Origin of the sequence: Gordonia sp. 852002-50816_SCH5313054-c (assembly GCF_001665925.1) — a bacterium.
Lineage (GTDB): Bacteria > Actinomycetota > Actinomycetes > Mycobacteriales > Mycobacteriaceae > Gordonia > Gordonia jacobaea.
This window is the reverse complement of sequence record NZ_LZTE01000075.1, coordinates 238,641-251,478: the sequence shown is the minus strand read 5'-3', so window position 1 is coordinate 251,478 and position 12,838 is coordinate 238,641. Positions and strand designations below refer to the sequence as shown.

The following is a 12,838-nucleotide window of genomic DNA, read 5'->3' as shown; positions in this document are numbered from 1 at the left end:
GGACGCGTTCTGCGCCACGCGGCCGACCGGCCCCGCGTGAGGTCACGCTCTCCCGAGTCAGGCGCCGGTAGCAGAAAGCGCGCCGCTGATCACGTCGGCGAGCGGCGTCGAGGGATGGCCCGCAAGGGTCTCGAGGTCGGTGGAATCGGAGTCGAGTTCACCGCGCGCGATGCCCGCATCCGAGTCGGCGAGGACCTTCGCGAAAGCCTCGGGGACACCGTTACTGGTCAGCGCCGCTGCAAAGTCCGCTTCGGGAAGATCCTGGTAGTGCACGTGACGGCCGCTCACCTTCGCAAGCGTCGCAGCGATGTCGCTGAGCGTCAGATGCTCCGAACCCGCGAGCTCGTAGATCTCGCCGCCCTTGGCGTTGATCAGGGCCGACGCCGCTGCGTCGGCATAGTCCGAACGCGACGCGCCCGCCACCTTGCCGTCGCCCGCGCTGCCGTAGAGGTTTCCCGTGTCGATCGCGGCCGACGCGCCCGCCAGGTAGTTCTCCCAGTACCAACCGTTGCGCAGGAGCACGGTGGGGATTCCGCTCTCGGTGAGCAGTTGCTCGGTGGCCTGATGCTCCTCCGCGAGCGCCAGGGTGCTGGTGTCGGCGCGCAGGATGGAGGTGTAGGCGATCAGCGAGACCCCGGCTTCCTTGGCTGCGTCGATCACGTTGCGGTGCTGCGGGATTCGACGACCCACCTCGCTGCCGGACACCAGCAGCAGACGATCGACGCCCGCAAGGGCTGCGCGCAACGTCTCGGGCGATTCGTAGTCGGCGACGCGGACGTTCACTCCCACATTCGACAGCGCGCTCGCCTTCTTCTCGTCGCGCACGATTGCCACGATGTCGGCGACGTCGACGCCAGCGGCGCGCAAGCTATCGGCGGCGAGTCCGCCGAGCTGCCCCGTTGCTCCGGTGATTGCATAGGTGGTCATGTGATCTCCTGGTGTTCTGGTGGATCAAGCTGTCCATCTCATCGTGCACTTACCTTTCGTATAGTGCAACAGTTTCTGGAAGCGCTGGCTGTAATGTGCAGTACACTGAGGTCATGACCAGGGCAGAAGACCGCTCGGCGCGTGACTCCGACATCGATCCGGCACTAGAAGATCCGGCGCTCGAAGCCGACGTGTTCGCGCGGGATTGCGGATCGCGCGAAGTGCTGCAGGATGTGACGAGTCGCTGGGGCCTGCTCGCGCTCGGAGCTCTGTACGACGGTGACCTGCGGTTCAGTGCGCTGCGGCGTCGGGTTCAGGGTGTCAGCGAGCGAATGCTGTCGGTGACGCTGCAGACACTGGAGCGCGACGGATTCGTCAACCGCACTGTGCTGCAATCGATTCCCCCAAAGGTGGAGTACTCCCTGACCGATCTGGGTCGCGAGGTGGCTCAGCGCCTGATGGCTGTCATCGAACTGGTCGAGGGGCACCTACCGGACGTCGAGCAGGCGCGCGAGCGCTACGACAGCCGCTGACGGCAAAGTTGCGTGGGACATACGGGGGCATTTTTGTACCCGTATGTCCCACACAACTTTCCGGTTCGTCGCCTCAGAACAGCTGCCCGAGGTAGAACTGCGCTCCCTGGTCGTCGGCGCACAGTGCCACGATCCCGTACGCCGCGCGCTCGGGTTCGGAGATCACCGAGCCTCCCGCTGCGCGGACCCGCTCGACGGCTGCGCCGACGTCGTCGACGTTCCACATGGGCACCGCAACGTCGGAATCCGCTCCGCCCGCGATACCGATCTGCGGGTGTGCGTCGTCGACCTCCCAGCCGTCGGCGATACGTCCGGGCGTGAACGTCCAGCCCAGCGCGGTCCCGTAGAACTCGCGCAACCGTGCGCTGTCGCGGGTGTGCACCGTCAGATACGACAGCTCGCCGACGCCGCGCGGATGCTGAGCCGCGCGCGGTTCGTCGGGGGCTGCGACGTACACCGCGAATTCGACGCCCTGATCGTCCACGCAGTCGAGGCCGTGCCGGTCGTCGCGTGTCGTCCCTCCGGCCGCTTCGATCCGACGCCGCGCGGCGTCGAGGTCGTCGACCGCGTAGGCGCAGAAGATCGTCTGCGGCCCAGACGTTTCCACCACGACGGTGGGGTGACTCGCGGTGGTCACCATGCGCAGCTCGTCGTCGAACTCCCAACCCAGGACCGCGCCGTAGAAGGCGCGGGCGCGAGCGGCGTCGTGGGTGTTGACCGAGATGAAACCGATGTCGCCCTGAAGGATTCGCGCGGCAGGCGGCTCGCTCATCGAGGCCCGCGCCGCGAGCGTCGGACCGGTCAGCATCCATCGGTGCCCGTAGGGATCGATGATGGTCGCGGTGCGAGAACCGTACGCCTCGTAGGGTTCTCGGGTCACTGCGGCTCCGCCTGCCGTGGCGCGACGCAGAGCCTCGTCGGTGTCGTCGACGGCGAGCATGAGGCTGACCGATACCGCTCCGGGCTGCGGCGCCCGCAACCCCATGTCGGGGAACTCTTCCGCCAGGTAGATCGCTCCGCCCCCGACCTCGAGCTCGGCATGTCCGATCGTGTTGTCGTCCATGAGGATCGGCTCACCACGAACGGTGGCGCCGAGCCGTTCGACGTACCAGTCGAGCGCCGAGCGCGCGTCGTTCACGGTGAGATAGGGCAGCGCGCCCGGTCGTTCGACGAGCTCCTGCGGTGCGCTCGTGTCGATGTCGGTTGCGGTCAATTCGTGTTCGAGTTGGACGGTGTTCATGTCGACTCCTTCGGGAAGTGACACTCCACGCTCGAGTCGCCTGCGTAGTGCTTCGGCGAAATCGTGTGCGGGAGCGAGGGGTTCGTTCCAGCCCGGCGTCGTGGCGGAGCTCAGAACGCTGAGCGGGTCGTGCGATGTCGGCGTCGCGTCGTCGGCGTTCATGCGATCACCCCTTCGCGGACTGGTTGAGCGGATAGGCCTCGCGGAATGCTCGCTTGGCCCTGGTGAGCAGTGCCTCGGTGGCGCCGACCGTACGGCCGAGGATGTGCGCGCAGTCGGCGACCGGCAGGTCGTCGACGTAGCGCAACGTCAACACGGCGCGGTTGATCGGTAAGAGTTGCGCCAGTGTCGCGTGCGCGACCATGCGGTCGAGGTGGGCATCCCACCCGTCGTCGGGGTGTTCGGGTAGTTCGTCGACCGGTTCGGGTGTGCGCTGCGCCCGCCGCCAGTGGTCGGCGAGCTTGTGCCGGGCGACGCCGATCAACCAGCCGACATTCGGCGAGGCGGTCCGGTCGCGACGCATCGTGTCCATCGCGGCCAGGAACGTCTCAGAGGTCACGTCCTCGGCGATCCGCCGATCCGAGCAGCGTCGAAAGACGTACCCGTAGACAGCGGGTAGCGCCTCGTCGTAGACCTCGAGAATGGCCTCGGGGCCGGTGTGTTCGCCGCTCACACCACCATCATCGTTCGCCGCCACCGAAACCCGACGGCCGTTGGGAGAACTTTCTTCGCACAGCACACCGCCCCGCAGCGTCAACGCAGCGGGGCGGTGGTCGGGCCAGGTGGTCAGGGGTGCGGTGGGAAGTGTCCGACGCGGATGATGTGGGTGCCGACGGTGTACGCCGTGACGAACGTCGGTCCGCCGCTGGCGCAGCACAACGGGTCCGACGACTTGAGCCAGCGGTAGCGGACCGTTACCGAGTTCTTGGTGTACTTCGCCACCCAGGTGTAGCCGTACGGCCTCGGATCGACGGTTCCGATGAATCGACCGTGCTTGAACAGAAGTACGCGTGACTGATACGTCGCATCACCGATTCCGTTGCCGTTGACCAACATCCAGTCGAGGTTGCACCCATTCCTCAACGGATTGTTGCTCGCGCGGTACGGCGACCAGCCGCCACCGTTGGCGTCACGCCCGATCTTCGAGAGTGACGACTTCGCCAGCGGGGAATTGATGTCGAAACAGAGTCCGTGGCCGCTGCCGTACGGCGGTGCGGCCGACGCGGAGCCCGAGCCGAGCGTGGTTGCCCCCAGCGTTCCCGCGACCAGGCCCGCGAGGGTCAGCGCGAGGACGATGAGACGTCGCGTTCGGAGGGAGAGCCGGGTTCGGGTGGCGAATGAGTGCATGAGGGGTGCCTTCCGCTCGGGGAACCAGTGGACGCTGGCTGCCGGCCGTGCGATCGGCCCGCTGTTGAGGTGATCGGTCGACGGCAGGGCAGTCGTTAGCAGGAGTCATTCATCGATGGGACGCCGTCTCGGCCGGGTCGCGCACGGGGATCCGAGTTGCGTGGGATCCACGGGGGCATTTTTGTACCCCGCTGTCCCACGCAACTTCGATGAGTTTTCGGCTCCGGGCCGGTCAACACCTGCATGGCAACCGCAACCATTTCCTCCATGCTCCTGTCCACCGACGATCCGCAGCAGCTCGCGCGCTGGTACGCGACCGCATTCGAAGCCGAACCGATGTCGGCACCGGGCGGTCCTGACGGACCGGGCTACACAATCATCGAGCTCGACGGCTTCTACCTGATGTTCGACAAGCGCGACGACGTCTCGGGGCGCAACCCGCAGGGAGCGCGTACGCTGCTCAACGTCGAGGTCGACGATGCTGCGGCGACGGCCGCGCGCCTCGACGCCCTCGGGGCCACCTGGATCAGCCCGCTCGAAGACCGCGACGGCAACCAGTTCGCGACGGTCGAGGACCCCGACGGCAACTGGCTGCAACTCGTCTCATTGTCCGACGAGCACGAGGCGCAGATGAGTTCCCCGACATCGCCCTACTCCGGCTTCGCAGTGCGCGACACCGCCACGACCGAGCAGTTCTATCGCGACGTACTCGGCATGCGAGTCTTGCGATTCCCCATGGGGGACAACGACATTCTGGGTATCCGCATCAACCGCGGTACCACCGTCCTTGCCTACCCGAAGCCCGATCACCAACCCGCGACCTTCACCGTGCTCAACATTCCCGTGCCCGACCTCGCCAAGAGCATCGACGACCTGGCCGCGCGCGGCGTCGAATTCCTGCGTTACGACGGCTTCGAGCACGACGAGCGCGGCATCGTGCACGGCAACGGTGTCGGACCCGACATCGCCTGGTTCACCGATCCCTCGGGAAACGTGATTGCACTTGCGCAACGAGGTGAGCAATGAGCGCGAGCGCGGCATCGGCGGATCAGTATCCTTCGCCCATGCGGCCACTGCGATACTCCATCAACATCACGATCGACGGCTGTGTCGACCACACGGCCGTCAACCCGACCGAGGCGATGCATCGGCATTCGGCACAGCTACTCGCCGACGCCGATGCGCTGGTCTTCGGTCGGGTGATCTACGAGATGATGGAAGCCGGATGGCGAGAGGTCGCCAGAAACGACGAGATCACCGACGGCAGGCCCGAGTGGATGGTGCCCTTCGCCCACGTTATCGACCGTGCGAAGAAGTACGTCGTCTCCGACTCGCTCACCAGCGTCGACTGGAATGCCGAACTGATCCGTCGCGACGACCTCGAGTCGACGGTCCGCGAACTCAAGGCCCAACCGGGCAACGGCCTGGCCACCGGGGGCGTCACGCTGCCGCTCGCGCTTGCCGAACTCGACCTCATCGACTCGTACGAGTTCATCGTCCATCCGCGCATCGTCGGCCACGGTCCGCGGATCTTCGAGGGGATCTCGCAGCACGTCGACCTGCGCCTTGTCGAGCGCTCCGGGCTCGACGCCGACATCGTCGTCCTCCGTTACGAGCCGGTCCGGTAGTACACAGAACCTCGTTCGCTCTCGGCGTAGCCCACGTCACCATTTGCCGGAACATGCCCGTGTCCTGCGGAGTTGTAGCTGTCAGATCCCCGCCGACACCTGTTTTCGTTGCGACCTGTGCAGACGTTAAGTGCAGGTGCACTCCAGTTGACCACTACAGTGGAAGCCAGGCTGGTCGTCGTATATCCGACACCACCGCAGTTGTCGCCAAGAGGCTTGAAGACATCGACGGCCGGGGCGCTAGCAATGTGAGGGAGAACAATGTTCGAACGGTTCACCGACCGCGCACGCCGGGTTGTGGTTCTGGCCCAAGAAGAGGCGCGGATGCTCAACCACAACTACATCGGCACCGAGCACATCCTCCTGGGTCTGATCCACGAGGGTGAGGGCGTTGCCGCCAAGGCACTGGAGTCTCTGGGGATCTCCCTCGAGGGCGTCCGCAGCCAGGTCGAGGAGATCATCGGCCAGGGTCAGCAGGCGCCGTCGGGGCACATCCCGTTCACGCCGCGTGCCAAGAAGGTCCTCGAGTTGTCGCTGCGTGAAGCGCTGCAGCTCGGCCACAACTACATCGGTACCGAGCACATCCTGCTCGGCCTCATCCGCGAGGGCGAGGGCGTTGCCGCGCAGGTTCTGGTCAAGCTCGGCGCCGACCTCAACCGGGTCCGCCAGCAGGTCATCCAGCTCCTGTCCGGTTACCAGGGCAAGGAGCCGCAGGAGGCGGGCACCGGCGGTCGTTCCAGCGAGGCAGGCACGCCGTCGACCTCGCTCGTCCTCGACCAGTTCGGCAGAAACCTGACCGCTGCTGCCGCCGAGGGCAAACTCGACCCCGTCATCGGGCGCGAGAAAGAGATCGAGCGGGTCATGCAGGTCTTGAGCCGCCGCACCAAGAACAACCCTGTTCTGATCGGCGAGCCCGGCGTCGGCAAGACCGCTGTCGTCGAGGGACTGGCGCAGGCCATCGTCAACGGCCAGGTGCCCGAGACGCTCAAGGACAAGCAGCTCTACACGCTCGACCTCGGTTCGCTGGTCGCAGGCAGCCGTTACCGCGGCGACTTCGAGGAACGCCTCAAGAAGGTGCTCAAGGAGATCAACACCCGCGGCGACATCATCCTGTTCATCGACGAGCTGCACACGCTCGTTGGTGCCGGTGCCGCAGAGGGCGCAATCGACGCTGCGAGCATCCTCAAGCCGAAGCTGGCCCGCGGCGAGCTGCAGACCATCGGTGCCACCACGCTCGACGAGTACCGCAAGTACATCGAGAAGGACGCAGCACTCGAGCGTCGCTTCCAGCCGGTGCAGGTCGGCGAGCCGTCGGTGGAGCACACCATCGAGATCCTCAAGGGTCTGCGCGACCGCTACGAGACGCACCACCGTGTGTCCATCACCGACGGAGCTCTCGTCGCTGCGGCAACCCTTGCCGATCGGTACATCAACGACCGCTTCCTGCCCGACAAGGCGATCGACCTCATCGACGAGGCAGGCGCGCGCATGCGCATCCGCCGGATGACCGCACCGCCAGACCTGCGCGAGTTCGACGAGCGCATCGCCGACGCGCGCAAGGAGAAGGAAAGCGCGATCGACGCGCAGGACTTCGAGAAGGCCGCGAGCCTGCGCGACAAGGAGAAGCAACTCGTCAACGAGCGCGCCGAGCGTGAAAAGCAGTGGCGCAGTGGCGATATGGACGTCGTGGCCGAGGTCGACGACGAGCAGATCGCCGAGGTTCTCGGTAACTGGACCGGCATCCCGGTGTTCAAGCTCACCGAGGAGGAGACCACCCGTCTGCTCCGCATGGAGGACGAGCTGCACAAGCGGATCATCGGCCAGGAAGACGCGGTCAAGGCCGTGTCGAAGGCGATCCGTCGTACCCGCGCAGGGCTCAAAGACCCGAAGCGCCCGTCGGGCTCGTTCATCTTCGCCGGCCCGTCCGGTGTCGGTAAGACCGAGCTGTCGAAGGCGCTCGCGAACTTCCTGTTCGGCGAGGACGACGCGCTCATCCAGATCGACATGGGCGAGTTCCACGACCGCTTCACCGCGTCGCGTCTGTTCGGTGCGCCTCCCGGATACGTCGGATACGAAGAGGGCGGCCAGCTCACCGAGAAGGTGCGCCGTAAGCCGTTCTCGGTGGTCCTGTTCGACGAGATCGAGAAGGCACACTCGGAGATCTACAACACCCTGTTGCAGGTCCTCGAAGACGGACGTCTCACCGACGGCCAGGGTCGTACCGTCGACTTCAAGAACACGGTGCTGATCTTCACCTCGAACCTCGGTACCTCCGACATCTCGAAGGCAGTCGGCCTCGGCTTCTCGAAGACCGGCTCCGACGGCTCGCAGTACGAGCGGATGAAGCAGAAGGTCAACGACGAGCTCAAGAAGCACTTCCGGCCGGAGTTCCTCAACCGCATCGACGACATCGTCGTGTTCCACCAGCTCACCCAGGACGAGATCATCCAGATGGTCGACCTGATGCTGGCACGCGTCGAGACCGCGCTGCGCAACAAGGACATGGCCATCGAGGTCACGGACAAGGCCAAGTCGCTGCTGGCCAAGCGTGGTTTCGATCCGGTTCTCGGTGCGCGCCCGCTGCGTCGCACCATCCAGCGTGAGATCGAGGATCAGCTTTCGGAGAAGATCCTGTTCGGCGAGGTCGAGCCGGGTCAGATCGTGCTGATCGACGTCGAGAACTGGGACGGCGAAGGCGAAGGCGAGGACGCGAAGTTCACCTTCGTCGGTTCGGAGAAGCCGCGCGAGCTGCCCGACGCTCCGGTGGAGCTGAGCAAGGCAGGCGAGGGCAAGAGCGACGCCTGAGTCAGTCGAAAGACCGACAAGTCAATAGATCGACAAGTGCAGGGGTGCAACAGTAAAAGCTGTTGCGCCCCTGCGCTGTATCTTCTCGGGTAGTTGCCGCAGCGTCCGCCAGAAGGACAGCGTCTGCCCGAAAGGGCAGTGCGTGCCGAAAGGACATCGGGATGTTTCGACGTGGGCCCAATGCGCCGACCGCGTTGTATGAGGTCGGCGAGCAACTCGGATGGGCCACGGCCACGTCGGTGGACCTCTCGGTCATCCAGCCACCGACCCACGCCGGCGTCGATGTCCACGATCTCCGGCGACGTGGCGCCCGGTGGCAGGCATGGGCGATCGAGAGTCCCGTCGGTGTGCTGGCCTCACACCTCGAGGTGTTCAACGACGAGTACGACCAGCCGGTGTACGACGTCGCTGGTCGCGTGGCGCCCGATCACACACGGGTTGCGTTGCCGCATGTCGAGATCGGATGGCGATTGGTGCCGTACGGCCATCACCGACTCGCGGGCCGGTTCGGGTCGCCGGGGTCGCGCAAGGTGTCGTCGAAGGGCACAGGCATGGCGGTGCGAGTGTCACGCGATTGCGACGAGGCCGCTGTCGATGCGTTGCTCGGCGACCCACGATGGACCGACATCGGCCGTCGCGCACAAGCGATTTCGCGAACCGGACTGGCGGTGGAGATCGTCGGCGGCCGCGCGGTGGTGTTCACCACGACGGCCACAGCGCCACGCGGCACCGAGCGATGGCGTGAGCTGATCGCCGCCGAGGAGGTGCTGCACACCATTCTCGACGAGCACCGCAGATGACCGATCGAGGCTGACGAAGGCAGGCGCCGGCCAGGGTCGCGATCCGATAGAAAATTCAGCAGCGAAGAGCCTGGTACCACCCGTGGTGCCGGGCTCTTCGCATGTCTAAGGTGAGGCGTCGGAAAAAGATTCCGGCACGGGGGAACATGTCAGTGCTTTGGCCGCATCCAATGTAATGACAACGCAGAAAGCGTTGACGAACACCGGAGATCCACTCCTCGAAAGGACCATGATCATGGCGACTGCAAGCTACGACACCAACGGCGACGGCTACGTGGATGTTCAGCTCAAGGACACCAACGGTGACGGTTACGCCGACGTGAAACTCCAGGACACCAATGGCGACGGCTATGCCGACGTTCGGTACACCGATACCAACGGTGACGGACGAGTCGACGTCCGTGAGAGCGACACGAATGGCGACGGCTACATCGACACGCAGTACGCCGACACCAACCGCGACGGCTATGTCGATACCGCGAACTACGACACCAACGGTGACGGCTACGTCGATACCGCGAACTACGACACCAATGGCGACGGCTACGTCGACACCGCGAACTACGACACCAACGGTGACGGCTACGTCGACACCAGCTACGGCGTCTAGCGCGCGTCTGCGGCGGCTGACTCAGTGGCGCCTACCATCGGCGTGATGAAACGAATCGCGCTCGGCGCCACTGATGTCACCGTGCCCAATGTCGTCCTGGGGATGATGCGTATCCAGGACCGCTCCGACGACGAGATCCGCGAACTCGTCGGAGTGGCCCGCGACGCGGGCATCGACTTCTTCGACCACGCCGACATCTACGGCACAGCACCCGCGCACGGATGCGAACAACGTTTCGCGCATGCGCTGCGGTTCTCGTCGTCGGAGCGTGAGCAGATCACGATCCAGTCGAAGGCGGGCATCGTCAAAGATGGTCCCTACTACGACTTCTCGTACGACCACATCGTCGAGGCCGTCGACGGATCGCTGCGGACACTCGACACCGACCACCTCGATATCCTGCTCCTGCATCGACCTGACGCCCTCGTCGAGCCCGACGAGGTGGCACGCGCCTTCGACGACCTGGAACAGGCGGGCAAGGTGCGCCACTTCGGGGTGTCCAATCACACGCCACGGCAGATCGAACTGCTGAAAAGGTCTGTGACACAACCGATCGTCGCCAATCAGCTGCAACTGTCGATCACCCACGCGCCGATCATCGCGCAAGGTGTTGCAGCGAATATGGCGGGCGAGGAGCAGGCGCAGACCCTCGACGGCGGGGGCGTCCTCGACTACTGCCGCCTCAACGACATCACCGTCCAGGCGTGGTCGCCGTTCCAGGCCACATTCTTCGACGGTGTCTTCCTCGGATCCGACCGCTACCCGGAACTGAACGCCGTGATCGACAGGCTCGCAGCGAAATACGACGTCGAGCCGATCGCGATCGCCACGGCGTGGATCACGCGACATCCCGCCCAGATGCAGGTGGTTCTCGGCACCACCACCCCCGCGCGCGTCGTCGCCGCGTCGAAAGGTTCCGACATTCCGCTCACCCGTCCGGAGTGGTACGAACTGTTCCGCGCCGCCGGGCATCCCGTCCCGTAGGTCAGGCGACTGGCACCCGAATACTAGGATGTGCAAGTATTTGGGGAGAAGGTAGGCGCGCGACAGCGAGGAGTGGCACTCATGACGGATCAGCCGACGGTTCTCATCGATGTGGTCGGACGGATCGGGCAGATAACACTCAATCGGCCCGCGTCCATCAATGCGCTCGGTCATCCGATGGCGCTCGCCATGCACGACGCTCTGCGCACGTGGGCGAACGATCCCGCCATCGACGCGGTCGTCGTCGCAGGTGCGGGTGAGCGTGGGCTGTGCGCAGGGGGCGACATCGCGGCCATCCATCGAGACGCGTCGAAGCTCTCGTCGGGTGGAGGGGGAGACGACGCGGTGGCCGCGAACAGTCCGTCCGGCCGCTTCTGGTCGGACGAGTACCGCCTCAACCTCGACATCTCGACCTATCCCAAGCCCTACGTCGCGATCATGGACGGAATCGTGATGGGTGGCGGCGTCGGTATCTCCGCGCACGGCAACACGCGCGTCGTCACCGACAGAACTCGTCTGGCCATGCCGGAGGTCGGTATCGGCTTCGTGCCCGACGTCGGCGGGACATTCCTTCTCGCACGCGTGCCGGACCAACTCGGTACCTACGCAGCGCTGACCGGCGGCACGCTGTCCGGTGCCGACGCGATCGCCATGGGCCTCGCCGACCACTACGTCCCGGCCGAGAATCTCGACGCCTTCCGTGACTCCATCGTCTCCGACGGCGTCGACGCCGCGCTGTCGCGCTACGCCGTGACGCCGCCCGCATCGACGCTCGACGCCGAAAGAGACTGGATACGTGAGGCTTTCGCAGCCGATACGGTGTCGGAGATCATCGAGAGGTGTCGAGCGGTTGGTGTCGAGTCGGCCGATCGTGCCGCGGATCGGATCGCGTCGAAGAGTCCGGCCTCGTTGGCCGCAACCCTGTACGCGTTGCGCCACAAGGAATCCGACCTTGCGCAGACACTGCGTCGTGAATATCGCGTCTCGCTGCGCTTCCTGCAGCACCCCGACATGGCCGAGGGAATCCGCGCGCAGGTGATCGACAAGGATCGCACCCCGGCGTGGACCTCGGATCATGCGTCGGCCGCTGCGTCGCTCGACGCCGTGTTCGCCCCGCTGCCTGCAGCCTGTGAGCTCTCGCTCGACACCACAACCGTCTAGGAGGAATCGAATGTCCGAGTACGAGACGATCGTCACCGAGAGTGCTGATGGCATCGGTGTGATCACACTGAACAGACCGAAGGCGCTCAACGCGCTGAACACCACGCTGATGAACGAAGTCGTCACTGCGGCAGAGCAATTCGACGCTGATCCGGAGATCGGCGCCATCGTCATCACCGGTTCCGAGCGTGCCTTTGCAGCGGGCGCCGACATCAAGGAGATGTCCGACAAGACCTTCAGTGAAGTGGTCAGCGAGTCGTTCTTCGGCGCCTGGGACAACCTGTCGCGGCTGCGCACCCCGACCATCGCCGCGGTGACCGGCTACGCACTCGGGGGTGGCTGCGAACTCGCGATGCTCTGCGACATCCTCATCGCGGGCGACAACGCGGTGTTCGGGCAACCAGAGATCAACCTGGGGGTCATCCCCGGTATCGGCGGATCGCAGCGCCTGACCCGCGCCATCGGCAAGGCCAAGGCGATGGATCTGATCCTCACGGGTCGTCAGATGAAGGTCGACGAGGCCGAGCGTGCCGGACTCGTCTCCCGCGCCGTGCCGGCCGCCGAATGCCTCGCGACAGCGAAAGAGGTTGCCGTGACGATCGCGGGCAAGTCGTCGATCGCGGCGGGGCTGGCCAAGGATGCGGTGAATCGTGCCTTCGAGACGACACTGACAGAGGGCGTGCGTGCCGAACGCGGCCTGTTCTACTCGACGTTCGCCACCGACGACCAGACCGAGGGCATGGCGGCGTTCGTGGCCAAGCGCGAGCCGGATTTCCGTAACCGCTGAACCCGATCGATCGCCG

At 65.2% G+C, this 12,838-nt stretch carries 13 protein-coding genes; 9 read left to right on the top strand and 4 right to left on the bottom strand.

Features of this window, described 5'->3' with window-relative positions; genetic code table 11:
- Positions 1–57 precede the first annotated feature (57 nt).
- The gene (locus tag A5788_RS20125; RefSeq protein ID WP_064868900.1) at positions 58–927 is read right to left on the bottom strand and encodes an SDR family oxidoreductase; all 870 of its coding nucleotides are present in this window, start codon (positions 925–927) and stop codon (positions 58–60) included.
- Positions 928–1,040: 113 nt separating this feature from the next.
- Between A5788_RS20125 and A5788_RS20120 the strand changes: the two genes are divergently transcribed.
- Complete coding sequence (locus tag A5788_RS20120; RefSeq protein ID WP_049697682.1) at positions 1,041–1,460, top strand: winged helix-turn-helix transcriptional regulator; 420 nt, start codon at positions 1,041–1,043, stop codon at positions 1,458–1,460.
- A 73-nt stretch (positions 1,461–1,533) separates the two neighbouring features.
- Here the strand turns inward: A5788_RS20120 and A5788_RS20115 are convergent, their stop codons facing one another.
- The 3 genes from A5788_RS20115 to A5788_RS20105 all read right to left on the bottom strand — a co-directional run bounded on the left by A5788_RS20115 (position 1,534) and on the right by A5788_RS20105 (position 4,047).
- Positions 1,534–2,862 carry a VOC family protein gene (locus tag A5788_RS20115; RefSeq protein ID WP_064868903.1) on the bottom strand — a complete coding sequence of 443 codons (1,329 nt, stop codon included), beginning with the start codon at positions 2,860–2,862 and terminating at the stop codon, positions 1,534–1,536.
- A gap of 4 nt (positions 2,863–2,866) precedes the next feature.
- On the bottom strand, positions 2,867–3,373 hold the full coding sequence (locus tag A5788_RS20110; RefSeq protein ID WP_064870132.1) for an RNA polymerase sigma factor: 507 nt from the start codon (positions 3,371–3,373) through the stop codon (positions 2,867–2,869).
- A gap of 113 nt (positions 3,374–3,486) precedes the next feature.
- Positions 3,487–4,047 carry an LppP/LprE family lipoprotein gene (locus A5788_RS20105; protein ID WP_064868906.1) on the bottom strand — a complete coding sequence of 187 codons (561 nt, stop codon included), beginning with the start codon at positions 4,045–4,047 and terminating at the stop codon, positions 3,487–3,489.
- 243 nt (positions 4,048–4,290) lie between these two features.
- Between A5788_RS20105 and A5788_RS20100 the strand changes: the two genes are divergently transcribed.
- The 8 genes from A5788_RS20100 (at position 4,291) to A5788_RS20065 (ending at position 12,822) form a co-directional block, all read left to right on the top strand.
- Entirely contained in the window at positions 4,291–5,073 is a 783-nt protein-coding gene (locus tag A5788_RS20100) for a VOC family protein (protein WP_049697686.1), read from the top strand.
- Positions 5,074–5,111: 38 nt separating this feature from the next.
- Positions 5,112–5,675, top strand: coding sequence for a dihydrofolate reductase family protein (locus tag A5788_RS20095; protein ID WP_064869031.1), 564 nt, complete (start codon positions 5,112–5,114; stop codon positions 5,673–5,675).
- Positions 5,676–5,936: 261 nt separating this feature from the next.
- On the top strand, positions 5,937–8,480 hold the full coding sequence (locus tag A5788_RS20090; protein WP_049697687.1) for an ATP-dependent Clp protease ATP-binding subunit: 2,544 nt from the start codon (positions 5,937–5,939) through the stop codon (positions 8,478–8,480).
- A gap of 161 nt (positions 8,481–8,641) precedes the next feature.
- On the top strand, positions 8,642–9,280 hold the full coding sequence (locus tag A5788_RS20085; protein ID WP_064868908.1) for a hypothetical protein: 639 nt from the start codon (positions 8,642–8,644) through the stop codon (positions 9,278–9,280).
- Positions 9,281–9,515: 235 nt separating this feature from the next.
- A complete protein-coding gene (locus A5788_RS20080; RefSeq protein ID WP_049698036.1) occupies positions 9,516–9,890 on the top strand; it encodes a hypothetical protein in 375 nt (124 codons plus the stop codon).
- Between the two features lie 45 nt (positions 9,891–9,935).
- Positions 9,936–10,874 carry an aldo/keto reductase gene (locus A5788_RS20075; RefSeq protein WP_064868911.1) on the top strand — a complete coding sequence of 313 codons (939 nt, stop codon included), beginning with the start codon at positions 9,936–9,938 and terminating at the stop codon, positions 10,872–10,874.
- An 81-nt stretch (positions 10,875–10,955) separates the two neighbouring features.
- Positions 10,956–12,035: an enoyl-CoA hydratase/isomerase family protein gene (locus tag A5788_RS20070; RefSeq protein ID WP_064869034.1), complete on the top strand. Its 1,080-nt coding sequence runs from the start codon at positions 10,956–10,958 to the stop codon at positions 12,033–12,035.
- A 10-nt stretch (positions 12,036–12,045) separates the two neighbouring features.
- Positions 12,046–12,822, top strand: coding sequence for an enoyl-CoA hydratase (locus tag A5788_RS20065; protein ID WP_064868914.1), 777 nt, complete (start codon positions 12,046–12,048; stop codon positions 12,820–12,822).
- Positions 12,823–12,838: the final 16 nt, after the last annotated feature.

Bases quoted from the DNA above. Each gene is read 5' to 3' on its own strand.
- A5788_RS20085 (WP_064868908.1), top strand. From the start codon at position 8,642: ATGTTTCGACGTGGGCCCAATGCGCCGACCGCGTTGTATGAGGTCGGC.
- A5788_RS20075 (WP_064868911.1), top strand. From the start codon at position 9,936: ATGAAACGAATCGCGCTCGGCGCCACTGATGTCACCGTGCCCAATGTC.
- A5788_RS20070 (WP_064869034.1), top strand. From the start codon at position 10,956: ATGACGGATCAGCCGACGGTTCTCATCGATGTGGTCGGACGGATCGGG.
- A5788_RS20100 (WP_049697686.1), top strand. From the start codon at position 4,291: ATGGCAACCGCAACCATTTCCTCCATGCTCCTGTCCACCGACGATCCG.
- A5788_RS20105 (WP_064868906.1), bottom strand. From the start codon at position 4,047: ATGCACTCATTCGCCACCCGAACCCGGCTCTCCCTCCGAACGCGACGT.
- A5788_RS20065 (WP_064868914.1), top strand. From the start codon at position 12,046: ATGTCCGAGTACGAGACGATCGTCACCGAGAGTGCTGATGGCATCGGT.
- A5788_RS20120 (WP_049697682.1), top strand. From the start codon at position 1,041: ATGACCAGGGCAGAAGACCGCTCGGCGCGTGACTCCGACATCGATCCG.
- A5788_RS20080 (WP_049698036.1), top strand. From the start codon at position 9,516: ATGGCGACTGCAAGCTACGACACCAACGGCGACGGCTACGTGGATGTT.
- A5788_RS20115 (WP_064868903.1), bottom strand. From the start codon at position 2,862: ATGAACGCCGACGACGCGACGCCGACATCGCACGACCCGCTCAGCGTT.
- A5788_RS20090 (WP_049697687.1), top strand. From the start codon at position 5,937: ATGTTCGAACGGTTCACCGACCGCGCACGCCGGGTTGTGGTTCTGGCC.
- A5788_RS20095 (WP_064869031.1), top strand. From the start codon at position 5,112: ATGCGGCCACTGCGATACTCCATCAACATCACGATCGACGGCTGTGTC.
- A5788_RS20125 (WP_064868900.1), bottom strand. From the start codon at position 927: ATGACCACCTATGCAATCACCGGAGCAACGGGGCAGCTCGGCGGACTC.